Source organism: Streptomyces niger, from assembly GCF_000718305.1.
GTDB lineage: Bacteria > Actinomycetota > Actinomycetes > Streptomycetales > Streptomycetaceae > Streptomyces > Streptomyces niger.
On the sequence record NZ_JOFQ01000011.1, the window covers coordinates 223,853 to 249,574 of the forward strand.

The 25,722-nt window shown below is 72.2% G+C and carries 14 protein-coding genes; 7 read left to right on the forward strand and 7 right to left on the reverse strand.

Annotated elements, in window-relative coordinates; translation table 11 throughout:
* Position 1: 1 nt before the first annotated feature.
* A complete protein-coding gene (locus IF20_RS21965; RefSeq protein WP_052866972.1) occupies positions 2–2,443 on the forward strand; it encodes a heavy metal translocating P-type ATPase in 2,442 nt (813 codons plus the stop codon).
* An 881-nt stretch (positions 2,444–3,324) separates the two neighbouring features.
* Here IF20_RS21965 and IF20_RS21970 read toward each other — a convergent pair.
* The 5 genes from IF20_RS21970 to IF20_RS21990 form a co-directional block, all read right to left on the reverse strand.
* Entirely contained in the window at positions 3,325–4,614 is a 1,290-nt protein-coding gene (locus IF20_RS21970) for a citrate synthase (protein WP_052866973.1), read from the reverse strand.
* Positions 4,615–4,791: 177 nt separating this feature from the next.
* Positions 4,792–7,035: an SF1B family DNA helicase RecD2 gene (gene recD2, locus IF20_RS21975; protein ID WP_052866974.1), complete on the reverse strand. Its 2,244-nt coding sequence runs from the start codon at positions 7,033–7,035 to the stop codon at positions 4,792–4,794.
* A gap of 368 nt (positions 7,036–7,403) precedes the next feature.
* Positions 7,404–8,261 carry a sugar phosphate isomerase/epimerase family protein gene (locus IF20_RS21980; protein ID WP_052866975.1) on the reverse strand — a complete coding sequence of 286 codons (858 nt, stop codon included), beginning with the start codon at positions 8,259–8,261 and terminating at the stop codon, positions 7,404–7,406.
* The gene (locus IF20_RS21985; RefSeq protein ID WP_052866976.1) at positions 8,258–9,358 is read right to left on the reverse strand and encodes a dihydrodipicolinate synthase family protein; all 1,101 of its coding nucleotides are present in this window, start codon (positions 9,356–9,358) and stop codon (positions 8,258–8,260) included. The genes IF20_RS21980 and IF20_RS21985 overlap by 4 nt, the downstream gene beginning before the upstream one ends.
* A complete protein-coding gene (locus IF20_RS21990) occupies positions 9,355–10,506 on the reverse strand; it encodes a Gfo/Idh/MocA family protein (protein ID WP_052866977.1) in 1,152 nt (383 codons plus the stop codon). The genes IF20_RS21985 and IF20_RS21990 overlap by 4 nt, the downstream gene beginning before the upstream one ends.
* Positions 10,507–10,790: 284 nt before the next feature.
* Here IF20_RS21990 and IF20_RS21995 point away from each other — a divergent pair, with 284 nt between their 5' ends.
* From IF20_RS21995 to IF20_RS22020, 6 genes are all read left to right on the forward strand, one after another.
* Entirely contained in the window at positions 10,791–11,918 is a 1,128-nt protein-coding gene (locus IF20_RS21995) for a LacI family DNA-binding transcriptional regulator (RefSeq protein WP_052866978.1), read from the forward strand.
* 32 nt (positions 11,919–11,950) lie between these two features.
* The gene (locus tag IF20_RS22000; RefSeq protein ID WP_052866979.1) at positions 11,951–13,078 is read left to right on the forward strand and encodes a helix-turn-helix domain-containing GNAT family N-acetyltransferase; all 1,128 of its coding nucleotides are present in this window, start codon (positions 11,951–11,953) and stop codon (positions 13,076–13,078) included.
* A 343-nt stretch (positions 13,079–13,421) separates the two neighbouring features.
* Positions 13,422–14,237: a sugar phosphate isomerase/epimerase family protein gene (locus tag IF20_RS22005; RefSeq protein ID WP_052866980.1), complete on the forward strand. Its 816-nt coding sequence runs from the start codon at positions 13,422–13,424 to the stop codon at positions 14,235–14,237.
* 911 nt (positions 14,238–15,148) lie between these two features.
* Positions 15,149–16,969, forward strand: coding sequence for a glycoside hydrolase family 3 protein (locus IF20_RS22010; protein ID WP_052867158.1), 1,821 nt, complete (start codon positions 15,149–15,151; stop codon positions 16,967–16,969).
* A 400-nt stretch (positions 16,970–17,369) separates the two neighbouring features.
* A complete protein-coding gene (locus tag IF20_RS22015; protein WP_234426764.1) occupies positions 17,370–18,050 on the forward strand; it encodes a hypothetical protein in 681 nt (226 codons plus the stop codon).
* 149 nt (positions 18,051–18,199) lie between these two features.
* Positions 18,200–19,999 (forward strand): phosphodiester glycosidase family protein, encoded by a 1,800-nt coding sequence (locus tag IF20_RS22020; protein WP_052866981.1) that lies wholly within the window; start codon positions 18,200–18,202, stop codon positions 19,997–19,999.
* 94 nt (positions 20,000–20,093) lie between these two features.
* Here the strand turns inward: IF20_RS22020 and IF20_RS22025 are convergent, their stop codons facing one another.
* Both IF20_RS22025 and IF20_RS22030 read right to left on the reverse strand, forming a co-directional pair.
* A complete protein-coding gene (locus IF20_RS22025; protein ID WP_052866982.1) occupies positions 20,094–21,536 on the reverse strand; it encodes a S28 family serine protease in 1,443 nt (480 codons plus the stop codon).
* A gap of 255 nt (positions 21,537–21,791) precedes the next feature.
* Positions 21,792–25,703 carry an ABC transporter ATP-binding protein gene (locus tag IF20_RS22030; RefSeq protein ID WP_110944417.1) on the reverse strand — a complete coding sequence of 1,304 codons (3,912 nt, stop codon included), beginning with the start codon at positions 25,701–25,703 and terminating at the stop codon, positions 21,792–21,794.
* Between the last annotated feature and the right edge of the window lie 19 nt (positions 25,704–25,722).

Sequence of the window (25,722 nt, forward strand, 5' to 3'; positions counted from 1 at the left end):
CATGTCGGACACCACGTCGCAGGCGCAGGTCGAGCTGGCCATCGGCGGCATGACCTGCGCCTCGTGCGCCGCGCGCGTGGAGAAGAAGCTCAACCGGATGGAGGGCGTGACCGCCACCGTCAACTACGCGACGGAGAAGGCGAAGGTCGCCTACGACCCGGGTGTGGAGATCGCCGATCTCATCGCCACCGTGGAGCGGACCGGTTACACGGCGCGCGAGCCGGAGCCCGAGCCACCCGCGCCCGCCCTCACTCCCGCTTCCACTCCCGCTCCCGCTCCCGCTTCGGGCGCACACGACGAGCCCCCGGCCGTCCCTCAGAGCGGCCCGGACCAGGCGCTCGCGGCGCTGCGGCAGCGGCTGGTCGTCTCGGCGGTACTGGCCGCGCCCGTCGTCGCGCTCTCGATGATCCCGGTGCTGCAGTTCGACAACTGGCAGTGGCTCTGCCTGACGCTGGCCGCGCCGGTCGTCGTCTGGGGCGCGTACCCGTTCCACCGGGCGGCCTGGACGAACTTGCGGCACGGCGCCGCCACGATGGACACCCTGGTCTCCCTCGGGACGCTGGCCGCGTTCGGCTGGTCCCTGTGGGCCCTGTTCTTCGGGCACGCCGGGATGCCGGGAATGCGGCACGGCTTCGACCTGACGGCCCGCGGCGGGGACGGCTCCTCGGCGATCTACCTGGAGGCGGCGGCCGGCGTCACGGCGTTCCTGCTGCTCGGGCGCTATCTGGAGGCCCGTTCCAAGCGAAAGGCGGGCGCGGCGCTGCGTGCCCTGATGGATCTGGGCGCCAAGGACGTGACGGTACTCAGGGACGGCCGGGAGGTACGGGAGCCGGTGGACCGGCTGGCGGTCGGCGACCGGTTCGTCGTACGCCCCGGGGAGAAGATCGCCACCGACGGCACGGTGCTGCAGGGCGCGTCGGCCGTGGACGCCTCGATGCTTACCGGCGAGTCCGTACCGGTCGACGTGGGCCCGGGTGACGCGGTGACCGGCGCGACGGTGAACACCGCCGGCCGGCTCGTCGTCGAGGCCACCCGCATCGGCTCCGACACCCGGCTCGCGCGGATGGCGCAGCTGGTGGAGGACGCGCAGAGCGGCAAGGCCGAGGCGCAGCGGCTCGCGGACCGGATCTCCGCCGTCTTCGTGCCGGTGGTACTGGTGATCGCCCTGGCGACGCTCGTCGTGCGGCTGCTGGTGACGGGCGATGCCACCGCCTCGTTCACGGCGGCGGTGGCGGTCCTGATCATCGCCTGTCCGTGCGCGCTGGGGCTGGCCACGCCGACCGCGCTGATGGTGGGAACGGGCCGGGGTGCGCAGCTGGGCATCCTGATCAAGGGGCCCGAGGTGCTGGAGTCCACCCGGCGGGTCGACACGGTCGTCCTGGACAAGACCGGCACGGTCACCACCGGGCGGATGAGCCTGTACGAGGCGGTCCCGGCGGCGGACGCGGACGAGGAGACGCTGCTGCGGCTCGCAGGCGCCCTGGAGCACGCCTCCGAGCATCCGGTGGCCCGCGCCATCGCGGAGGGCGCACAGAAGCGCGTGGGAGAGCTTCCCGCGGTCGAGCGCTTCGAGAACGTACCGGGCCTGGGCGTGCGCGGCGCGGTGGACGGCCACGAGGTCGTGGTGGGGCGCGCACGGCTGTTCACCGAGAGCCTGGAGAAGGCCGCCACGGGCCTCCCCGCCGAGGGCCCCGAAGGCACCGGCACCGATCTCCCCGCCAAGGGCCTCGAAAGCGCCGACCTCCGCGGCGGGGGCCCCGAAGGCACCGCCCTCCCCGCCGAGGACCCCGAAGGCACCGGCCTCCCGGCCGAGCTCGTCGCCGCCCGGGACCGCGCCGAGGCCGCGGGGCGTACGGCCGTACTCGTCGCCTGGGACGGGCGAGCGCGCGGCGTACTGTCCGTCGCCGACACCGTGAAGGACGGCAGTGCGGAGGCGATCGCGCGGCTGCGGGCGCTCGGCCTGACGCCGGTGCTGCTCACGGGCGACAACGAGGCCGTCGCGTCGAGCGTCGCTCGCGAGGTGGGCATCGCAACGGATCAGGTGTTCGCCGAGGTCATGCCGGAGGAGAAGGTGGCGGTCGTCCGGCGGCTCCAGGAGGAGGGCCGGACGGTGGCCATGGTCGGGGACGGCGTGAACGACGCCGCCGCGCTCGCCCAGGCCGACCTGGGGCTGGCCATCGGCACCGGTACGGACGCGGCCATCGAGGCCGGCGACCTCACGCTCGTCCGCGGGGATCTGCGCGTCGCTGCCGACGCCATCCGGCTCGCGCGGCGTACGCTCGGCACCATCAAGGGCAATCTGTTCTGGGCGTTCGGCTACAACATCGCGGCGATCCCGCTCGCGGTGGCCGGGCTGCTGGACCCGATGATCGCGGGGGCGGCGATGGCGTTCTCCTCGGTCTTCGTGGTGACGAACAGCCTGCGGCTGCGGTCCTTCCGGTAGCGCCCGGGGGTACGCCCCACGGGGGTGCGAAGTTCCCCTTTCCCGCCCGGAAATGGGGTGGGGTTCTTCACTGATTGGGGACCTTCACACAGTTCTCACAACCCGCACCGTACCCATACACTGGGGCCCCGATCTCCTGACCGGGGCCCTTGACCGTATTCGCCCGATATGGCAAGAGACCCAGATCACAGAGGTTCGGACGTAACCATTCGAGGGGGTCGTGAGTCTAACCGTGCAGTACAAGCACCCCGGCGGGGCTTGTACTCGACAACCGGACCGGTCTTGGGGGACTTCGTCCGGTTACGCGTAGCCGGGGCGACGTGCCCGGGGAGCTTTGAGCGGCCCTCCCGTACGTGCGCGTCCCGGCAGATCGCGTAAGGCAGTAGAGCAGGGTGCCCTCAATGGACGCCCGGACGGATCCCGTGGGGGGAATCCGAACCGGGAAAGGGAAGCGCCCCCCGCTCCGGACCCGTGGGGGGATCTGGAGCGAGGGGCGCTTTCCGCTTTTGTGCCGCGGAGCCTTCACCGTGTCGCGACCCTTCATCGCGGCGCGAATCCCGTGACGCGGGGCCCTTCGCCGTGACGCGGGGCTCTTCGCCATGACGCGGACACCTTCACCGTGGCGCAGGGCCGACGGCCAGCGGCCGGGTCCTGATCCTCACGAGCCTCGACCGGCCCACGGCCACCACAGACTTCGACCGATCCGCGATCATCGCAGCCCACGGCCGGTGCGTGGCCATCATGGACCACGACCGGCCCCCGGCCACCACACCCCGACAGCCACTCCGCGGCCGCCGCACGCAAGGACCGGCCCGCTGGAGCGAGCCGGCCTACGAGGGCCCGGTGTCAGCGGCCGTCCGGTGTCAGCGACCCGTCCGGTGTCAGCGCTGCTCGACCGGGACGAAGTCGCGCTCGACCACGCCGGTGTAGATCTGGCGCGGACGGCCGATGCGGGAGCCCGGCTCCTTGATCATCTCGTGCCACTGGGCGATCCAGCCGGGGAGCCGGCCGAGCGCGAAGAGCACGGTGAACATCTCGGTCGGGAAGCCCATGGCCCGGTAGATCAGACCGGTGTAGAAGTCCACGTTCGGGTAGAGCTTGCGCTCGACGAAGTAGTCGTCGGCCAGCGCGTGCTCTTCCAGCTTCAGCGCGATGTCCAGCAGCTCGTCGGACTTGCCGAGCGCGGAGAGGACGTCGTGCGCCGCCGCCTTGATGATCTTCGCCCGGGGGTCGAAGTTCTTGTAGACGCGGTGCCCGAAGCCCATGAGCTTCACGCCGTCTTCCTTGTTCTTCACCTTGCGGATGAAGGTGTCGACGTCGCCGCCGTCGCGCTGGATGCCCTCCAGCATCTCCAGCACGGACTGGTTGGCGCCGCCGTGCAGCGGGCCCCACAGCGCGTTGATGCCGGCCGAGATCGAGGCGAAGAGGTTCGCCTGCGAGGAGCCGACCAGGCGCACGGTCGACGTCGAGCAGTTCTGCTCGTGGTCGGCGTGCAGGATCAGCAGCTTGTCCAGGGCGCTGGTGACGACCGGGTCCAGGTCGTACTCGGCGGCGGGCACCGAGAAGGTCATGCGCAGGAAGTTCTCGACGTAGCCGAGGTCGTTGCGCGGGTAGGTGACCGGGTGGCCGACCGACTTCTTGTACGCGTACGCCGCGATCGTCGGCAGCTTGGCCAGCAGGCGGATGCTGGACAGGTAGCGCTGCTGCTCGTCGAACGGGTTGTGGCTGTCCTGGTAGAAGGTGGACAGCGCGCTGACGACCGAGGACAGCATGGCCATCGGGTGGGCGTCCCGCGGGAAGCCGTCGTAGAAGCGCTTGACGTCCTCGTGGAGCAGGGTGTGGTACGTGATGTCCTGCTTGAACGAGGTCAGCTCATCGACGGTCGGCAGCTCGCCGTTGATGAGCAGGTAGGCGGTCTCGATGAACGTGCTGCGCTCTGCGAGCTGCTCGATCGGGTAACCGCGGTACCGGAGAATGCCCGCTTCACCATCGAGATAGGTGATCGCGGATTTATACGCAGCAGTGTTGCCGTAACCGGAATCCAGGGTCACCAGACCGGTCTGTGCGCGCAGCTTCGAGATGTCGAAGCCCTTGTCGCCGACGCTGCTGTCGACGACCGGGTAGCTGTATTCGCCGTCCCCGTAACGCAGTACTACAGAGTTGTCGCTCACGTCATCCCTCACCGACGTTGTGCCTCTTCTTCGAGGTGCCCTGACTGCCTATACCTTCCCCCATTTGGACCTTGCCTGTGCACTCGGGGTCGGCCATAGGGCCTTATCGCGGCACTCAGTGCCGCCCAGCTGCCCCATCTTGCTCCCCTTCGCCCCAAAGGGGAAAGGGGTGCCACCTCACATCGTGCCGCCAAGCCGGTGATCCAGCGCGGTGTGCCTGCGACCCGCCGATATCGTCCGCACCGCTTGGCCCAGGGCCTTGCGGGACCCCACCAGCACCACCAATCGCTTTGCCCGGGTAACGGCCGTATAGAGAAGATTGCGCTGCAGCATCATCCACGCCCCTGTCGTGACGGGAATCACCACTGCCGGATACTCACTTCCCTGCGAACGGTGGATCGTCACCGCATACGCGTGGGCCAATTCGTCCAGCTCGTCGAAGTCGTACGGCACCTCCTCGTCCTCGTCGGTGCGGACCGTCAGCCGCTGCTCCTCGACGCTCAGGGACGTGACCACTCCCACCGTGCCGTTGAAGACGCCGTTGCGGCCCTTCTCGTAGTTGTTCCGTATCTGGGTGACCTTGTCGCCCACGCGGAAAACCCGGCCACCGAAACGACGCTCGGGAAGATCGGGGCGGGCGGGGGTCACCGCCTGCTGCAGGAGGCCGTTCAGCGCCCCGGCGCCGGCCGGGCCGCGGTGCATCGGGGCCAGCACCTGCACGTCCCGCCGGGGGTCCAGGCCGAACTTCGCCGGGATCCGCCGGGCCGCCACGTCGACCGTCAGCCGCCCGGCCTCCTCGGTGTCCTCCTCGGGGAACAGGAAGAAGTCCGTCAGCCCGGTGGTGACCGGCGGCTTCCCGGCGTTGATGCGGTGCGCGTTGGTCACCACACCCGAATGCTGCGCCTGCCGGAAGATCCGGGTCAGCCGTACGGCCGGTACCGGGCCGCCGTCCGCGAGCAGGTCCCGCAGGACCTCGCCGGCGCCCACGGACGGGAGCTGGTCCACATCGCCCACAAGGAGCAGATGGGCGCCCGGCGGCACGGCCTTGACCAGCTTGTTCGCGAGCAGGAGGTCCAGCATCGACGCCTCGTCGACCACCACCAGGTCGGCATCCAGCGGGCGGTCCTGGTCGTACGCGGCGTCCCCGCCGGGCTTCAGCTCCAGCAGCCGGTGCACCGTGGCGGCCTCCGCGCCGGTCAGCTCGGACAGCCGCTTGGCGGCCCGCCCGGTCGGCGCCGCCAGCACCACCTTCGCCTTCTTGGCGCGGGCCAGCTCCACCACCGACCGGACCGTGAAGGACTTGCCGCAGCCGGGGCCGCCGGTGAGCACCGCGACCTTCTCGGTCAGCGCCAGCCTCACGGCCGCCTCCTGCTCGGGCGCGAGCTGGGCTCCCGTACGGTCCGCGAGCCACGCCAGGGCCTTGTCCCAGGCCACGTCGCGGAAGGCCGGCATCCGGTCCTCCTCGGCACGCAGCAGTCGCCGCAGCCGCCCTGCCAGGGACAGCTCCGCGCGGTGGAAGGGCACCAGGAAGACGGCCGTCACGGGGTCCCCGCCGTCCGGCGCCGGCACCGTCTCCCGTACGACGCCCTCCGGATCCGCCGCCAGCTCCGCCAGGCACTCGATCACCAGCCCGGTGTCGACCTGGAGCAGCTTCACGGAGTCGGCGATCAGCTGCTCCTCGGGCAGGAAGCAGTGCCCCTGGTCGGTGGACTGGGACAGCGCGTACTGCAGGCCGGCCTTCACCCGGTCCGGGCTGTCGTGCGGGATGCCGACCGACTGGGCGATGCGGTCGGCGGTCAGGAAGCCGATGCCCCAGACGTCGGCGGCGAGGCGGTACGGCTGGTTGCGGACGACGGAGATGGAGGCGTCGCCGTACTTCTTGTAGATGCGCACCGCGATGGAGGTGGACACCCCGACGCCCTGGAGGAAGACCATGACCTCCTTGATGGCCTTCTGCTCCTCCCAGGCCGCGCCGATCATCTTGGTCCGCTTCGGGCCGAGCCCGGGCACCTCGATGAGGCGCTTCGGGTCCTGCTCGATGACGTCGAGGGTGTCCGTGCCGAAGTGCTCGGTGATGCGGTCGGCGATGCGCGGGCCGATGCCCTTGATCAGGCCGGAGCCGAGGTAGCGGCGGATGCCCTGGACGGTGGCGGGCAGGACCGTGCGGTAGTTCTCGACGGTGAATTGGCGGCCGTACTGGGGGTGGGAGCCCCAGCGGCCCTCCATGCGCAGCGATTCACCCGGCTGGGCGCCGAGGAGCGCTCCGACGACCGTCAGCAGGTCGTTGCCACCGCGACCGGTGTCGACGCGCGCGACGGTGTAGCCGTTCTCCTCGTTGGCGTAGGTGATCCGCTCCAGGACGCCTTCGACGACGGCCAGGCCTGCGGGCTGTCCGGGCCCTCCCCCATGCGATCGCTGCATGGTCCGACGGTACCGCCGGGGTCGGACACGGTCGGGAGCCTGTGGAAAACCTCGTTCCGGTCCATAGGACCCGGCCGGTGGCGGACACTTCGAGGGGCCCGGCGCTGCCGGGCCCCTCGATTCCCCCTCGGGTTCCCCCTCCTCATCGGCGCCCGGCCATCCCCCCGGATTCCCCCCACGGGCACTGATGCCCTGTACGACCTCCCACAGGTCGGAACGGTTGCGCCGTTCCGACCTTCTTTCGACGCAGTTCTCGTCACAGCCCGCGCCCGTACGCACGGCGCACACGGCGCGTTCACCGCCGCGCGAGCCCTGCGTACGCCCGACTCACCGAAAGATGACGCATGTTCCTCCAGCGGCGGGTGCGCTCACTTCTCGGGCAGTACGTGCTGCCGGTAGCGGGCGATGACCTCGGCCAGCACCTCGGCCCCGTCCCGCGCCCACAGGGCCGGGTTGAAGATCTCGACCTCGATGGGCCCGGTGTGCCCCGCCGCCTCGGTCCGTTCGCGGAACCACCGCAGGTCCACCGCGCCGTCCCCGAGCTGCCCGCGGCCCAGCAACACCCCTTCGGGCAGCGGCGTCACCCAGTCCGCGAGCTGGAACGCCGCGAGCCGCCCGCCGCGTCCCGCCCGGTCGATGCCGGCCCCGGCCGTGTCGTCCCACCACAGGTGGTACGTGTCCACGACCACCCCGACCTGCTCGGCGGGGAACCGTTCGGCGAGATCCAGCGCTTGGGCGAGCGTGGAGACGACACAGCGGTCCGACGCGTACATCGGGTGCAGCGGTTCGATCGCCAGCCGTACGCCCCGCTCGGCGGCGTACGGGCCCAGCTCGGCCAGCGCCTCGGCGATCCGCTCCCGGGCGCCGCGCAGGTCGCGGCTGCCGGCCGGGAGCCCGCCGGAGACCAGGACGAGCGTGTCCGTGCCGAGCGTCGCGGCCTCGTCGATCGCGGCCCGGTTGTCGTCCAGTGCGGCGGCGCGCGCTTCGGGTTCAGCGGCGGTGAAGAAGCCGCCGCGGCACAAGCTGGTGACGGTCAGTCCGGCGGCCCGTACGAGCTTGGCGGCAGTCTCGACGCCGTACTTCTGTACAGGCTCGCGCCACAGGCCCACGTGGCGCAGCCCGGCCGCCGCACAGCCGTCGGCGAGCTCCGGGAGCGACCACTGTTTGACGGTCTCCTGGTTGAGGCTGAGGCGCGCGAGGTCGTCCTGCGCTCCGGGGCCAGTCATGCGTCTCCTCCCAGTACGGCGGTCAGCTTCGCCATACGGGCCCGGGCCAGCTCGGGGTCCGGGAACAGGCCCAGCCCGTCGGCCAGTTCGTACGCCCGCTGCAGGTGCGGCAGCGAGCGGGCGGACTGCAGACCGCCGGCCATCGTGAAGTGCGACTGGTGGCCCGCGAGCCAGGCGAGCAGCACGACGCCGGTCTTGTAGTAGCGGGTCGGCGCTTCGAAGAGGTGCCGGGACAGCTCCACCGTCGGGTCCAGCACCTTGTGGAACGCGGCGGTGTCCCCCGTGTCGAGCAGCCGCACCGCTTCGGCGGCCAGCGGCGCGAGCGGGTCGAAGATGCCCAGCAGGGCGTGGCTGAAGCCCTGTTGGTCACCGGCGATCAGTTCGGGGTAGTGGAAGTCGTCACCCGTGTAGCAGCGCACCCCGTCCGGGAGGCGCCTGCGCAACCGGACTTCGCGGTCCGCGTCGAGCAGCGAGACCTTCACGCCGTCGACCTTGTCCGGGTACTCGGCGATGATCTGCAGGAACGTCTCGGTGGCCGCGTCGAGGTCGGCGCTGCCCCAGTAGCCCTCCAAGGCCGGGTCGAACATCGGCCCGAGCCAGTGCAGGATGACCGGGTCGCTGCTCTGCCGGAGCAGGCCGCCGTACAGCTCCCGGTAGGCGTCCGGCCCGGAGGCGGCCGCCGCCAGCTGCCGTGACGCCATGAGGATCGGCTGTCCGCCGGCCTCCTCGACGAGCGCGAGCTGCTCCTCGTAGGCGTCGCGTACCGCGGGCAGGCCGGCTCCCGTGGGTGGCAGCTGGTCGGTGCCGACGCCGCAGGCGATCCGGCCGCCGACGGACCTGGCCTCGGCCGCCGATCGCCGGATCAGCTCGCCGGCGGTCGCCCAGTCCAGGCCCATGCCGCGCTGTGCGGTGTCCATGGCCTCGGCGACCCCCAGGCCGTGCGACCAGAGGTGGTGCCGGAAGGCGAGGGTGGCGTCCCAGTCGAGGACGGCGGGACCGTCGGGGGTGGTGTCGGCGTGCGGATCGGCCACCACGTGTGCGGCGGCGAAGACCGTACGTGAGGTGAGGGGCGCGGCACCTCGAAGCGCGGCGCTCACAGGCTCAGCTCCGGAACGTCCAGGCGGCGCCCCTGCTCGGCCGAGCGGATGCCCAGCTCCGCCAGTTGTACGCCGCGGGCACCGGCCATCAGGTCCCACCGCCACGGCTCGTCGAGCACCACGTGGCGCAGGAAGAGCGACCACTGCTCCTTGAAGCCGTTGTCGAACTCCTCGTTGTCGGGCACCTCTTGCCACTGCTCCCTGAAGGGCTCCGTGGCGGGCAGGTCCGGGTTCCAGACCGGCTTCGGGGTCGCCGAGCGGTGTTGCACGCGGCAGCGCCGCAGGCCGGCGACGGCCGAGCCCTCGGTGCCGTCCACCTGGAACTCCACCAGCTCGTCCCGGTTGACGCGCACCGCCCAGGAGGAGTTGATCTGCGCGACGGCGCCGCCTTCCAGCTGGAAGATCCCGTACGCGGCGTCGTCGGCGGTCGCCTCGTACGGCTTGCCGGCCTCGTCCCAGCGGCGCGGGATGTGCGTGGCCAGGTGGGCCTGGACGGTGCGCACGGGACCGAACAGCTCGTGGAGCACGTACTCCCAGTGCGGGAACATGTCCGTCGCGATGCCGCCGCCGTCCTCGGCCCGGTAGTTCCACGAAGGCCGCTGCGCCTCCTGCCAGTCGCCCTCGAAGACCCAGTAGCCGAACTCCCCCCGCACGGACAGGATCCGCCCGAAAAACCCGCCCTCGACCAGCCGCTTCAGCTTCAACAGGCCGGGCAGGAAGATCTTGTCCTGGACGACGCCGTGCTTGATGCCGGCCTCGCGGGCCAGGCGCGCCAGTTCGAGGGCGCCGGCCAGCCCGGTGGCGGTGGGCTTCTCCACGTAGAGGTGCTTGCCGGCGGCGATCGCCTTCTTGACCGCCTCCTCACGTGCGGCGGTGACCTGCGCATCGAAGTAGATGTCGATGCTGTCGTCGGCCAGTACGGCGTCCAGGTCGGTGGTCCATTCGGTGAGGCCGTGCCGGTCGGCGAGGGCCGCGAGCTTGTGCTCCGAGCGCCCCACCAGGACCGGTTCGGGCCAGATCACCGTGGCCCCGCCCACGTCCAGGCCGCCCTGCTCACGCAGCGCGAGGATCGAGCGGAGCAGGTGCTGGCGGTACCCCATACGCCCGGTCACGCCGTTCATGGCGATCCGTACGGTCTTGCGTGTCACAACCCGACCCCTCACATCAACCGGTGGTACCTCTCGCGGCCCACGTGGTCCGCGAACGGACAGCGCACGGGAAAGCGCGAGCGGACGCGTGCGCGGGCACGGCTCGACGTTCGGTCGGCGGTGCCGGACAGGCACGAGCACGCATGGACGCCCAGCGTTCGGAGTTGTGCACCGAGTACGCATAGAAAGCGCTTTCCATCGCGAGAGAAGCTAGCCTGCGACGCGAGACGCCACAAGAGGGGCGACGCCGTGCGTGGCGCCGCGGGACGGGACGGGAAGCGATCATGACCGTGACACTGGCGGACGTCGCCGCGCGGGCGGGAGTCTCGGCGGCGACCGTCTCGCGCGTGCTGAACAGCAACTACCCGGTGGCCGAGGCCACCCGCGACCGCGTGCTGCGGGCCGTCGCCGAACTGGAGTACGTCGCGAACGGGCCGGCCAGCGCGCTCGCCGCGGCCACGTCCGACCTGGTCGGCATCCTCGTCAACGACGTCGCCGACCCGTTCTTCGGCGTACTCGCCAGCGCCGTGCAGGCCGAGATGAGCGACGGCGGCGGGCCCGGCGGGGAGAAGCTGGCCGTCGTCTGCAACACCGGCGGCTCCCCCGAACGCGAGCTGACCTACCTCACGCTGCTGCACCGGCAGCGGGCGGGCGCGGTGGTACTGACCGGCGGTGCGGTCGAGGATTCCGCGCACACGGCGGCGCTGGCGGCTCGCATCGCCCGGCTGGCCGCCGCAGGCACCCAGGTGGTGCTGTGCGGCCGCCCACCGCTGCCGGCGGCGGCAGCGGGAGCGCACGCGGCGGAGGCGCCGGCGGCGAACGGCCCGCGGGCAGCCGGCCGCGCAGCGGCACGTGCCGTCGGGGCCGGCCCCGCTCCGCTGACCGTTGCATTCGACAATCGGGGCGGCGCGCGGGCGCTGACGGAGCATCTGGTCGGGCTGGGCCACCGACGCATCGGATGCGTCGCCGGTCCCGAGCGGCTCACCACCACCCGGCACCGGCTGGAGGGCCATCGCGCGGCGCTCGCCGCGCACGGCGTCGAGGACGCCCCCGGCCGCACGGTGCACGGCGCCTACGACCGGGCCTCGGGGTATGCGGCCGCACACGAACTCCTCCGGCGGGACGACCGACTGACCGCCGTCGTCGCGGCCAATGACACGGTCGCGCTGGGCGTCTGCGCGGCGTTGCGCGAGCGCGGATTGCGCGTGCCGGAGGACGTCTCGGTCGCCGGCTTCGACGATCTGCCGTTCAGCGCGGACGCGGTACCGGCGCTGACGACCGTCCGGCTGCCGCTGGGCCACGCCGGGGCGCTGGCCGGCCGGCTGGCGATGGGCCGGGAGCCGGCGCCGCCGGCCGGCGTGACGCTGCTTTCATCCGAATTGGTGATACGCAATTCGACGGCTCCGCTCTAACCTTGACTCAGTCAAGGTTTTTGGGGGATGCCATGACCGTCCAGGAGTTCCGTCGCTTCAACCGCTTCTACACCAACCTCATCGGCGCGCTCGATTACGGCCGCCACCTCTACAGCCCGTACACGCTCACCGAGGCCCGCCTGCTGTACGAGCTGGCCAACACCGACGAGCAGCTGGACGCCGCGGATCTGCGGGTGGCGCTCTCCTTGGACGCCGGGTACCTCAGCCGTCTGCTCGGCAAGTTCGAGGAGCGCGAGCTGATCACCCGTGGCCGCTCGGAGCAGGACTCGCGACGGCAGCGCATCGCCCTCACCCCGCACGGCCGGGAGGCGGCGTCGGCGCTGGAGGAACGGTCCCAGGAAAAGGCCGGCCGACTCCTGGAGACGATGCGGGACGGGGACCGCATCCGGCTGGCGGAGTCCATGGCGACGATCCGCGAACTGCTCGGCGACACGGACCGGGACCAGGAGCAGGAGCGGGGGCAGGGACAGGGGCGGAAACAGAGTCAAGGGCAGGGGCAGGAGCCTGGGCCCGGGCGTCGCGCGGGGGCGCGGCCTTCCGCGTCCGGCCATGTGACCCTGCGGACCACGCGCCCCGGTGATCTGGGCTGGATGGTGCAGCGCAATGCCGAGCTGTACGCGCGGGAGTACGGCTTCGACTTGTCGTACGAGGCGCTGGTGGCCCGCATCGTCGCCGACTTCGCCGACCACTTCGACCCCCGCTGGGACCGCGCCTGGATCGCCGAGCTGGACGGCGCCCCGGTCGGCCAGGTGATGTGCGTACGCGACGTTCCGACGGAGGCTCCGCGAGGCGCGGAGGGAGACGCACGGGGTGGGGTCGCGGCCGAGGCCAGGCCCGCGGCCGGGGCGGGTTCCAGGGCCGAGCCCGCCGACATACCGGTACGCATACGTAGGGCACGGCTGCGGCTGCTGCTCGTGGAACCGGAGGCGCGCGGACACGGCATCGGCGAACGGCTGGTGACGGCCTGCACGGACTTCGCCCGGGAGGCCGGATACGACGAGCTGGTGCTCTGGACCAACAGCGTGCTGACGTCGGCCCGGCGAATATACGAACGGGCCGGATTCGAGCTGGTCGCCGAGCGGCCGCACCACAGTTTCGGCCAGGACCTGGTGGGGCAGGACTGGCGTTTGCCACTGTGAGGGAAGCCCCGAGCGGCCGGTGGTGCTCCGCACGGCGGGACCGGCACTGCGAGCGACTGGGGCGGCGCCCGCGCGGCGGGACCGACATCCCGAGCTGCTGGGCGGGCATGGTGGATGGGGTGCGGGAAAGGTGGATGACCGGGGTGCCGGGGTACCGGGTACCGGTGAGTGTCAAAGGCAGGAGCCAGGAAGCAGGAGGCAGGAGCTCCCCGGGGGGCAGCGCCGGTCGGGACGGGTCGGTGCCGGTCGGGACGGGTCGGGGCTGGTCAGTGCCGGTCGGGGGTGACCGAGGCTCTCTGGAAATGCCGTCTCGAAGTGCTGCGAAAGGTAGGGCTGTAGGGCTATGCGATTCGCCTTCTCGACGCTGGGCGTGCCCGGGATGCCGGTACGCGACGTGGCCCGGCTCGCCGCCGGCGCCGGGTACCACGGGGTGGAGCTGCGCGCCCATCCCGAGGAACCGGTGCACCCCGGGCTCGGCGCCCCGGAGCGGGCCGAGGTGGCCCGGGTGTTCGCGGACGCCGGAGTGGAGATCCTGACCGTCGCTGGGTACGCCAAGGTCGCCGAGGCCCAGGACGAGGCGGGCGAGGCCGCGCTGGCTGACGAGCTGGCGGGGCTGGTCGGACTGGCGGCGGACGTGGGCGCCTCGTACGTACGGGTGTTCCCCGGTGCGGGAGACCGGCCGGCCGCGGAGGCCGACGCGGACGCCGCACGCCGACTCGGGGCCATCGCACCGATCGCCGCGGACCGCGGGGTCACCGTCCTGCTGGAGACCCACGACTCGCACCGTACGGGGACCGCGGCGGCGCGGGTGCTCGGGCCGGTGGGCCACGGGTCGGTCGGCGCGCTGTGGGACGTCATGCACACCTGGCTCGGCGAGGAGGACCCGACCACCACGCAGGCCGTGCTCGCGCCCCATCTGGGCTACGTCCAGGTGAAGGACGTCGCCTCGGCCGAGGACAAGACACCGCTGCCGCTCGGGGCCGGGGTGCTTCCGCTGGCCGGGTGCCTGGGCGCGCTCGTCCAGGACGGCTGGGACGGGTGGCTGTGCTGGGAGTACGAGAAGCGGTGGTACCCGGCGGCTCCACCGCTCCCCGACCTGCTCCGCGCCGGCCGGGAGCACCTGGAACACCTGCTGCAGGTGGCGGGGAAGGAGGGGTAGGGCGAGAAGCAGGGCGCTGGGACGCGTGACGATCGGGGAGGCGGACGCACGGAGACGATCGGGGCCGGATGCACGGAGACGATCGGGGGCGGTTGAGCAGAGGCGATCGGGGGCGGGCGGGCTTCGGTGGCCGCTGCGGCCGGAGCCGGGGGTGGCTCCGGCCGGCGGAAGATCCGCCACCGGCGCGTGAGGAGGGGGCTGCGCCGGTGGCGGTGTGCTGTCGGCCGCAGGCGGTGGAGAGGGTGGTCAGCGACGCAGCCAGCAGCGAGGCCGACACCGCTTTGCGGAGACTCACCGGCAGCACGTCGTTGTGACGGGCCGACGAGTCGCTGGGTTCCCCGGAACGCCCCCATGCCGGCAGATTGGTACGGATTGGTGCCACTGACACCAGGTGGACCTGACACGTAGTTCTTGACCTCCGGCGGTCGCCCGACAGAAACCCCTCGCGTGGTCGCCCCCGGGCGGGTGTCCGACAGAGACCCCTAGCGCGATTGACCTCCGGCGGATGTCCGACAGAAACCCCTCGGGTGGTTGCCCGGGTGGGTGCCCGACAGAGACCGCTCGGGCGTGCCCGACACAGGCCCCTCGGGCGTGCGCGACAGGGGCCTTTCGGGTGGTTGTACGGCAGGAGTCGCTCAGCGGGCTTCGGGGGGCTTTCGGGGGGCTTCTCGTTCGGGCCGGGCTCGGTCACCCGGTTGGCGTGCGGGCATTGACCGGCAATTGTTTTCCGGATATCCGTGTTTCCTTGGCAGTTTCCTTCAATACGCCAATACGCCTGGGCCCGGACGGACCGGAGCGGCCTGTGCCGCGCCCGGGCCCCCTGGGGCCACCGGCACCGAGGAAGTCCTTCGAGGAAGCCTCCGGAAGGAGCGCACGTGCACTCCAGACGCCAGCCCGAAGCCAGACGCCAGCTGCACTCCAGACGTACCGTCCTGACCGCTGCCGCCGCTGCCGCCGCGGCCGCTGCCGCGGCGGCCACCACCACCGCCGGCACCGCGTACGCCGCCCCCGCCACCCCGCGCGGCACCCACGACCGGCTGCGCGCCCTCATCTCCCGCATGAGCCTGGAGGAGAAGGTCGGCCAGCTCTTCGTGATGCGGGTGTACGGGCACTCCGCCACCGCCCCGGACCCCGCCGACGTCGAGGCCAACCGCAAGGAGATCGGCGTCGCGAACGCCGCCGAGCTGATCGCCAAGTACCACGTCGGCGGCATCATCTACTTCTCCTGGGCGCACAACACCCGCGACCCGCACCAGATCGCCGACCTCTCGAACGGCATCCAGCAGGCGGGCGCCGCCCAGCGCGTTCCCGTACCGCTGATCATCGCCACGGACCAGGAACACGGGATAGTGGCCCGCATCGGCGCGCCCGCCACGCTCTTCCCCGGGGCGATGGCCCTGGCGGCGGGCGGTTCGCGCGAGGACGTGGAGACGGCGGGCCGGATCGCCGGCGCCGAGCTGTACGCCATGGGCATCCGCCAGGACTACGCGCCCGACGCCGACGTCAACGTCAACCCGGCGAACCCGGTCATCGGCGTGCGGTCCTTCGGCGCCGACCCGCGGGCCGTCGCCCGGTACGTCGCCGCCGAGGTGAAAGGCTTTCAGGCGGCCGGCGTGGCCGCGACGGCCAAGCACTTCCCCGGGCACGGCGACACCGACACCGACAGCCACGTCGGCCTGCCCTACATCCACCACACCGCCGAGGAGTGGGAGCGGCTGGACGCGCCGCCGTTCAAGGCGGCCATCGCCGCGGGCATAGATTCGATCATGACGGCCCATATCGTCGTGCCCGCGTTCGACAAGAGCGAGGATCCGGCGACGCTCTCCCGGCCGATCCTCACCGGCATCCTGCGCGAGCGCCTCGGTTACCGGGGCGTGGTGGTCACCGACTCCCTGGGCATGGAAGGCGTACGGAAGAAGTACGGCGACGCCCGGGTGGCGGTGCTCGCCCTGAAGGCCGGCGTCGACCAGCTGCTGAACCCGCCGGACCTGCAGGCCGCGTACAACGGTGTGCTCACCGCGGTGGACAAGGGCGAGGTGCCCGAGCCGGAGATCGACGAGAAGCTGCTGCGCATCCTCACGATGAAGGAGCGCCGCGGGCTGTTCGCGAACCCGTACACCTCGCACCGCGCGGTGGACCGTACGGTCGGCACGCACAAGCACCTCAAGACCGCCGACCGGATCGCCGATCGCACCACGACGCTGCTGGTCAACGAGGGCCGGCTGCTGCCGCTCTCCCGGCGGAGCACCCGCCGCGTGCTGGTCGTCGGCGCGGATCCGGCCGCGCCGTCGGGCACCGGCGGCCCGCCCACCGGCGTGCTCGCCCGTACCCTCGGCGAGCTGGGCTTCACCACCACCGCGCTGTCCACGGGCACCGCGCCCACCCAGGCGCAGACGGACGCGGCGGTGGCCGCGACGGCGGAGCACGACGCGGTGGTGGTCGCGACGTACAACGTCACCGCGGGCTCCTCGCAACGCGGTCTGGTGCAGGCTCTGCTGAACACCGGGAAGCCGGTGGTTCAGCTGGCGATCCGCAACCCGTACGACATCGCGCAGCTCAGCGGGGTGAAGGCGGCGCTGGCGAGCTATTCGTGGACGGATGTGGAGCTGCGGGCCGCGGCACGGGTGATCGCGGGCCGCCGGGAGCCGAAGGGTCGGCTGCCGGTGCCGATCATGCGTGCCGACGCCAAGGACAAGGAGCTCTACCCGATCGGCTACGGGCTGTCGTACTGAGAGCGGCGCCCGGCCGTACGAGGGGCCTGCATCGGCTCCTCGTACGGCCCGGCCGCTCCACCCCGCCCGGCCCGCCCGTACGGAAGACCTTCCCGCCGTACGGAAACCCTTCCCTCCGCACGGAAGACCTCCCCTCCGCACAGGAGATCTCCCCTCCCCGTAGAAGACGCCCCCTCCGTACGGACGGCGCCGCACAGGCCCGTACCGCATTGCCCGTACCGCGTGCGCAATACGTCGTCCCCGGCTGGCGTGTGTCCGTTGCGGCGGGTCACGCTGGGCCGGTATGTCCCGGAACGCCCAGGGGAGGGCGGGGCCGGAAGCGGCGGTACTCGAGGGGGACGTGGTGCGCGGTGCACGGCCGGCGGTCGGGGGGCGACGGGGCATCGGAAGAGGGGCACCCGTGCGGGGCGGCGCCGTGCTCGCGCGCGGCCTGCTGCTGACCCTGGTGTCCCTGCTGTCCCTGCTGACGCTGCTGATCCTGCTGACCGGGTGTCAGCAGCCGTCCGCCGCCGGGCAGTCGCCCCATACCGGTCCGCACGCGGCCGGGAGTGGCACACCGCCCACCGGGTACGGCGCGGTGTTCCTGGACCGCGGCGAGTGCAGCAGCCGGGGGCGCGGCGCGGCCTACCGCGAAGTGGGCTGCGCGGACGGGGCCGCCGCCGCACGGGTGCTGGCGCGGCACTCCGGGCGGAAGGCTCAGGGGGCACTGTGCCCGGCCCGTACCGACTTCGTCCTGCACATCAGCGAGCACCGGCCGGATGCCGACGAGGACGGTGACGGCTCGGTCCCGCGGGGGTACGCCTGCATGCGCAACCTGCACGCCCCGCACCCCGGGGACCCGGGGCAGGGCGGTGGCCCGCGTACGGTGCCCGGCGACTGCGTCTACCTGGCCGCCGGACTCCAGGCGCGCGAGACCCCCTGTGCCGCGTCCGTCGCGTCGCGCTCGGGCGCGCGGCACCGCCCCGAGTACGAGATGACGGCAACGGTCCGGGACCGCGCCTCCTGCCCCGAGGGCACAGCCTTGTACCTCCGGCTCCCCGATCGCACCACGGGCTGCGCCCGCCGCCTCGGCCCCGGCTGACTCCACCCCGGACCGGCTCCCCCTGTACTCCCGCTTCTTCATCCGCCCGTCATTTTCCTCCCGTCCGTGTTCCTTCCCGGGGACGGCATTCCGTGGTGGCATCCGGTTGCCCGCCACCCTCGCCCGTTCCGCACCCCGAAGGAGCATCGGTGTCGCACCCCCGCCGCGCCCCGCGCGCCTCCCTGCCCCAGTCCCCCGCCAGGCTCTCCCCCCTGCTGACCGCGGTCCTGGCCACCACGCTGGCCGCCACGTTCGCGATCCCCGGTTCCGCCGGCCACCGGGCCTCGGCCGCGGCCTCCGCCGCCCTCGCACAACCGAAGAAGGCCCCGCAGACCACGCAGCCGGAGAGAGCCGCACAGGCGGAGAATGCCGCGCAGACGGACAAAGCCACGCAGCCTGCGCACGTCCTACGGTCTACGGGGGCCACGCGGCCCGACACCACCCAGCCCACTCAGCCCACCCAGCCCCCGAAGTCCCCGAAGTCCCCGAAAAAGTTCGTCCTCCCCCACCAGTTCGCCGGTTGGCGGTACCAGCGGCTCGCGGACGGTGTCGGTCTGTACGAGGGGACGCTTTCCGGGCGTCCCGGGGCCGATCGCTGGACGGTCACCGTGCGGAAGGACGGCGCGGTGCTGCACGACCGGGAGACGGCCGACGAGCTGGTCCGGGCGTTGCGGGCCGCAGGGTTCGCGCCGCGGGCCGAGGAGGTGCGGTGGCCGGCCGGTGCGCGGCAGCGGGGCGCGGTGGGCGTACGCGTCCGCGTCGGCACGTACGGCGACCAGGGCGGGGCCGACGGCGCGCGCAAGGCGTTGTCGGCCGCCGGTTTCGACGCGGTGAGCGAGTGGACCGGTGCCGACGGCACGCCCGGGACCGGACTGGCCCGGATCAAGCTCGCGGTCATCGACCCGCGGGCCTACCGCGGGCGGCTGGACGCGGACTACGGCACGGCCGTCGCCGGCCGAGAGAAGGTCACCGACCTCGCGGCGCGGTCGGACGCGTTGCTCGCGGTGAACGGCGGATTCTTCGTGATGGAGGAGAAGGACGGCGTACCGGGGGCCGCGGCCGGCATCGCGGCGTACGACGGCAGGCTGCAGAGCGCGGCCACGAACGGCCGGGTCGCCGCGGTCCTGCGGGGCGACGGCCTGCGTCCGGAGTTCCGCCGGCTGCGGACGGAGTTGAAGGTCACGGCGGGCGGCGCGACGGAGCTGCTGGACGGCGTCAACCGGGTGCCGGGCAAGGTACGCAACTGCGGTGGGACCGGCGGGGATTCCCCGACCGAGCGGCCGCTGCACGACGTGACCTGCACCGATCCGGACGAGATCGTCCGCTTCACGCCGGAGCTGGGGGCCGGCACTCCCGCCGGGCCGGGCGTGGAGGTGGTCCTGGGCGGCGACGGCCGGGTCCGGGAGGTGCGGCCGCGCGGCGGCCCGGTTCCGGCGGGCGGTTCCGTGCTGGCCGGGACGGGCGCGGGCGAGCGGTGGCTGCGCGCGCACGCCGCGCCCGGCGCGGTGGTGCGGCTGCACGAGCGGATCACCGACACCGACGGCCGCCCGGTGCGGCTCACCGGCCGGGACGACATCGTCAACGGCGGGCCGCAGCTGGTCCGGGACGGCAAGGTGGCGGTGGACTTCGCCGCGGACGGCGTCGAGCACCCCGGTGACCGCTCGTTCGGGTACGCCTGGGGCATCAAGCGCAATCCGCGCATGGTGCTCGGCACCGACCGTGCCGGGCGCCTCCTGCTGCTCGCCGCCGAGGGCCGCCGGCCGGGCCGCAGCGACGGTCTCGGCCTGACCGAGGCCGCCGCGCTCATCAGGTCGCTCGGCGCCACGCAGGCCATGAACCTGGACGGCGGCGGCTCCGTCGGCATGGCCGTCGACGGCCGGCTGATCACTACCCCGTCCGACGCCACGGGCGAACGCGCCGTCGGCGACGCCCTGTTGCTGCGGCGGTGAGACCGAGGGCTGCCTACAGTCGTGGGCCCGGGCGGGGAACCGCCCGGGCCCACGACCGGGGATCACGCTGTCGCGAGACCGCCTCCGTCCGTCCTCACGGACGCAGCAGCGGCATGCGCTGGACCTGCTGCTTGTCCAGCTTCTTGTCGTACGGGGCCGCCGGGGACGCCTCGCCCTTGGCCGGGGCCACGCCGGCCCACTTCAGGAGGCGTGCGGTGGCCTTGGTGCGGTCGGCGTCCTTCAGCTTGGCGATGTTGGAGCCGTGGTTGCCGCCGGGGACGGTGAAGACGTAGGAGTCCTTCGCGCCCTTGCCGACGGTGAAGTGCTCGGAACTCCAGGGGTCGTACTGCCCGTTGACGAACATCATCTCCTGGGCGTGGTGGCGCACCCAGCGGTCCACGTCCGGCATGGCCTTCTTGTCGAAGGTCATGGGGATGTCGCGGGGGACGAAGGTGCGGGAGTTGTTGATGCCCGGGTAGCGGAGCAGGTCCGCGACGTTCGGGTACTGGTAGCCGGGCTCACCGAGCTGGGTGCCCGCCTGGTAGTAGTACGGCAGGTAGGGCTCCATGCCCTGGTCGGTGTAGCTGTCGAAGCCGCCGACCTTGTCCATCCAGGCCCACAGCGCGTCCGTGGTGGCGGTCGGCTTCGGGACCTCGGCGCAGGCGGTGGCGGCGGGCTGGTACTGCCAGAAGCCGAAGACCAGGTCGGTGACCATGATCTCGTACGCGCGGTCGGCGTTCCCGGCGAGCTTGAAGGTCCAGCCCTCGGTGGTGGCCTTCTTCTGGAAGCGGTCGACCATCTCGCCGCGGCGCTTCAGCGCCTCGCGCTCGATCGCGGCGAGGTCCTTGCGGCACTGGGCGGTGCCGACGGTGGCGAAGAAGCGGTCGTACGCCGAGTCCTCGTCGTTGACCACGTCGTTGGGCGCGACGTAGGCGACGGTGCCGTTCATGTCGTGCGGGTGGAAGCGGCGGTAGTAGGTCGCCGTCATGCCGCCCTTGCTGCCGCCGGTGGCGATCCAGTGCTTGCTGTAGATCGGCTTCAGCGCGCGGAAGATGCGGTGCTGGTCGGCGGCGGCCTGCTGGATGTCCAGCTTCTTCCAGTCCGCGGGCTGCGGCCGGGACGGGGTGAAGTAGCGGTACTCCATCGAGACCTGGTTGCCGTCGATGAGCTTGGTCGGCTCACTGCGGGTCGGCTCGGTGGAGACGTTGTAGCCGGAGGTGAAGAAGACGGTGGGGCGGTCCGTCGACTTGTGCAGCACGGTGATGCGCTGCTGGAAGGTGCCCTTGCCCGGGTGCCGGTGATCGACCGGCTGGGTGTAGTTCAGGACGAAGAAGCGGTAGCCGTCGACCGGCTTCTCCTGGATGAGGCTCATTCCCGGTATCGCGAGGAGGCGGTCCTTGATGTCCGTCTCCGCGCGGCTGCCCGCGGTCGTACCGGCCGGCCCGGCGGCGGTGGCCGCCCCTGCCGTGGCGGTTCCCGCGCCGAGCGTGCCTATGAGCACGACGAGCGACAACAGCCATCTGAGCGTTCTGCGCATGCGCCCTCCCCTGGGGTTCGCAAAGGTCGCGCTGAACCTATCGGTACGGCCTGCCACCGACCACCCCCCGACCGGCGGTTCCGGTCACACCCGGCGGTGGTTCCGTCTCTCACCCGTACGCGCTCCTCCTCTCCGGCCCTTGGCGCCCGTACGTGTCCGTCCGCCACACCCGTACGCGCCCGTTCGTCACACTCGTACGCGCCCGTTCGTCACACCCGTACGCGCCCGTTCGTCACACCCGTACGCGCCCGTTCGTCACACTCGTACGCGCTCCTCCTCTTCCGAGAAGTCGCCGGTGAAGGAGCGCCACAGTTCGGCGTAGCGGCCGTCGCGGGCGAGGAGTTCGGCGTGCGACCCGTCCTCGGCGACGCGGCCGCGGTCGAGGACCACGACGCGGTCGGCGCGTGCCGCCGTGGTGAGCCGGTGCGCGACGACCAGGGTCGTGCGGCGGCCGGCGAGCCGGTCCGTCGCCCGGTTGACGACCGACTCCGTCGCGAGGTCCAGCGCCGCGGTCGCCTCGTCGAGCAACAGCACGTCGGGGTCGACCAGTTCGGCACGGGCCAGGGCGAGGAGCTGGCGCTGGCCGGCGGAGAGGTTGCGGCCGCGCTCGGCGACCTCGTGCAGGTAGCCGCCGTCGAGCGTGGCGATCATGTCGTGCGCGCCCACCGCCCGGGCCGCGGCCTCGACTTCGGCGTCGGTCGCGTCGGGGCGCCCGTAGGCGATGGCGTCGCGGACGGTGCCGGGGAAGAGGTACGACTCCTGCGGGACGACGCCGAGGCGGTGGCGGTAGCCGGTCAGGTCCAGGTCGCGCAGGTCGGTGCCGTCGATCCGGACCGCACCGGTGGTGGGGTCGTAGAACCGGGCGACCAGCTTGACCAGGGTGGACTTGCCGGCGCCGGTCTCGCCGACGAACGCGACGGTCTGGCCCGCGGGGATGGTCAGCGCGATGCCGGAGAGCGCCTCGGCCTGTTCGCCGTCGGCGGTCGCGTAGCGGAAGTGCACGTCGTCGAAGGTGATCTCGCCGGTCAGCTCCCGCACCGGGCGGGGGTCGGCGGCCTGCGGGGTGGTGGTCGGCTCGCGCAGCAGTTCCTGGATGCGGCCGAGGGAGACGGACGCCTGCTGGTAGCCGTCGAAGACCTGGGAGAGCTGCTGCACGGGAGCGAAGAAGAGGTCGATGTAGAGGAGGTAGGCGACCAGCGCGCCCGCGGTGAGGGTGCCCGCCGAGACGCGGTCGGCGCCCACGATCAGGACGAGCGCGGCGGCGACGGAGGACAGCAGCTGGACGAAGGGGAAGTAGACGGAGATCAGGAACTGGCCGCGGGTGCGGGCCTGCCGGTACGCGGCACTGCGCGCGGTGAAGCGGTCGATGCCGCTGCGCTCGCGGCGGAAGGCCTGCACGATGCGGAGTCCGGCGACGCTCTCCTGGAGGTCGCCGTTGACCACGCTGATCCGTTCGCGCGCCAGCTCGTACGCCTTCACGCTGCGCTTGCGGAAGAAGTACGTACCGATGATCAGCGGCGGCAGCGTGGCGAAGACGACCAGGGCCAGCTGGACGTCGATGACCAGCAGGGCGACCAGGATGCCGAAGAAGGTGAGGACGGAGACGACGGCGGTGACCAGACCGGTCTGGAGGAAGGTCGAGAGCGCGTCGACGTCGGTGGTCATCCGGGTCATGATCCGGCCGGTCAGTTCGCGCTCGTAGTAGTCCAGGCCGAGGCGCTGCAACTGGGCGAAGATCTTGACGCGGAGCGCGTAGAGGACGCGTTCGCCGGTGCGGCCCGTCATCCGGTTGGAGCCGATCTGGGCGGCCCACTGGGCGAGCACGACGATCAGAGCCGCGGCGGACGCGGCCCAGACGCCGTTGATCGCGGCGCGCTGCACGCCGTCGTCGATGCCGTGCCGGATCAGTACGGGCAGCAGCAGCCCGGCGACCGCGTCCACGGCGACCAGCGCCAGCGCGACCAGCAGCGGGCGGCCGAAGCCGCGCAGCAGGCGGCGCAGGCCGTAGGAGCTCTCCGGACGCGCTGCCGCTTCCTCGTCGACGTCGGGGGTGTCGGTGGCCGGGGGGAGGGCCGCGACCTTTTCGAGGAGTTCCGGAGTGGCCGGCATGCCGGCCAGCGCGCCGGCCATGCCGCCAGGGCGGCCGGCGAGCGCGGCCGTGGGGGCGCCGGTACCCTCCCGCGGCCCGGTGCCGTCCGTCTCCTCGCCGGTACGCACCCACAGCTCGGGGGTGACGCCGTCGACGACGCGGCGCGGCCGGGTGTGCTCGGTGCCGTCCGTGGCCGGGGGCTCCAGCAGCCCGGTGGCCGCCGCCTCGCCGGAGAAGGCCCCGGCCGTCGCGGTCTGCCCCACCGGGTCCCGTTCCACGCCGCCCAGCTCGTCCGGGTCGGTGAGGAGCCTGCGGTACAGCTCGCAGCGCTCCTCCAGCTCCTCCCGCGTACCGATGTCCAGCAGCCGGCCGCCGTCGAGGACCGCGACCCGGTCGGCCAGCGCCAGGGTGGAGGCACGGTGGGCGATGAGCAGGGTCGTCCGGCCGGCCATCACGCCGCGCAGCGCCTCGTGGATCTCGTGCTCGACCCGGGCGTCCACCGCGGAGGTGGCGTCGTCCAGGACCAGGACGCGCGGGTCCGTGAGGATGGCGCGGGCCAGGGCGACGCGCTGCCGCTGGCCGCCGGACAGGCTCAGGCCCTGCTCGCCGACCTCGGTGTCGTAGCCGTCGGGCAGGGCCGAGATGAAGCCGTCGGCCTGGGCGGCGCGGGCCGCGGCGCGGATCTGCTCGTCGGTGGCGTCCGGGGCGCCGTAGGCGATGTTGTCCCGGATCGAGTCGGAGAAGAGGAAGCTGGTCTCGGGGACCAGGCCGATGGCGCCGCGCAGTGAGTCGGCGGTCAGGTCGCGTACGTCCCGGCCGCCGAGCAGCACCCGTCCCGCGACGGGGTCGTAGAAGCGGGGCAGCAGCAGCGAGACGGTGGACTTGCCGCTGCCGGAGGTGCCCACGACGGCGACGGTCTCGCCGGGCTCGATGCGCAGCGAGAAGTCGTCCAGGACGGGGTGCGCGCCCTGGTCGTCGCCGTACCGGAAGGTGACGTGCTCGAACTCCACGGTGGCGGGCGCGTCGGCGGGCAGCTCGACGGCGTCGGGGCGCTCCTCGATGACCGGCTCGGTGTCGATCAGCTCGAAGACCCGTTCCACGCCGGCGCGGGCCTGCTGGCCCACGGTGAGGACCATGGCGAGCATCCGGACCGGGCCGACGAGCTGGGCGAGGTAGGTGGAGAAGGCCACGAAGGTGCCCAGCGAGACCTGGCCGCGGGTGGCCATCCAGCCGCCGAGGGCGAGCATCGCGACCTGGCCGAGGGAGGGCACGGCCTGGAGCGCGGGGGTGTAGCGGGCGTTGAGGCGTACGGTGCGCAGCCGGCCGGCGAAGAGCCGCCGGCCGACCTCGCGGAGCTTGCCGGTCTCCTGTTCCTCCTGGCCGAAGCCCTTCACGACGCGGACGCCGGAGACAGCGCCGTCGACCACGCCGGCCACGGCCGCCGCCTGCCCCTGCGCGTACCAGGTCGCCGGGAAGAGGCGGGTGCGGCTGCGGTTGGCGATCCACCACAGGGCGGGCGCGACGGCGAGGGCGACGACGGTGAGCAGCGGGGACAGCACCACCATGATCACCAGGGAGATGGCGAACAGCAGGACGTTGCCCAGCATCATCGGCACCATGAACAGCAGCGACTGCACGAGTTGCAGGTCGCTGGTGCCGCGGCCGACCACCTGGCCGGTGGAGAGCTCGTCCTGGCGCCGTCCGTCGAGCCGGGTGATCGCGCGGTACATCCGGGTACGCAGGTCGTGCTGCACGTCGAGTGCGAGCCGGCCGCCGTAGAACCGGCGGATGTAGGTCAGGACGTAGACGGCGAGCGCGGCGACGATCAGCAGGGTGGCCCACGGGGCGAGGGACCGTTCGTGCTTGACGATCACGTCGTCGATGATCAGCTTCGGCACCAGCGGGACCAGCGCCATGACGGCCATCCCGGCGAGCGAGGAGCCGAGCGCGAGCAGTACGTCCTTCCTGTACTGCCAGCATGTGCGCGTCAGCCGCCGCGCCCAGCCCTCTTGTGCCGTGTCCGTGCCCGCCACGCGACGCCTCCCACCGGTCGACTCCCTGCCGCAAGGCACCAACATCGCCGACCGGTGTTTTCAT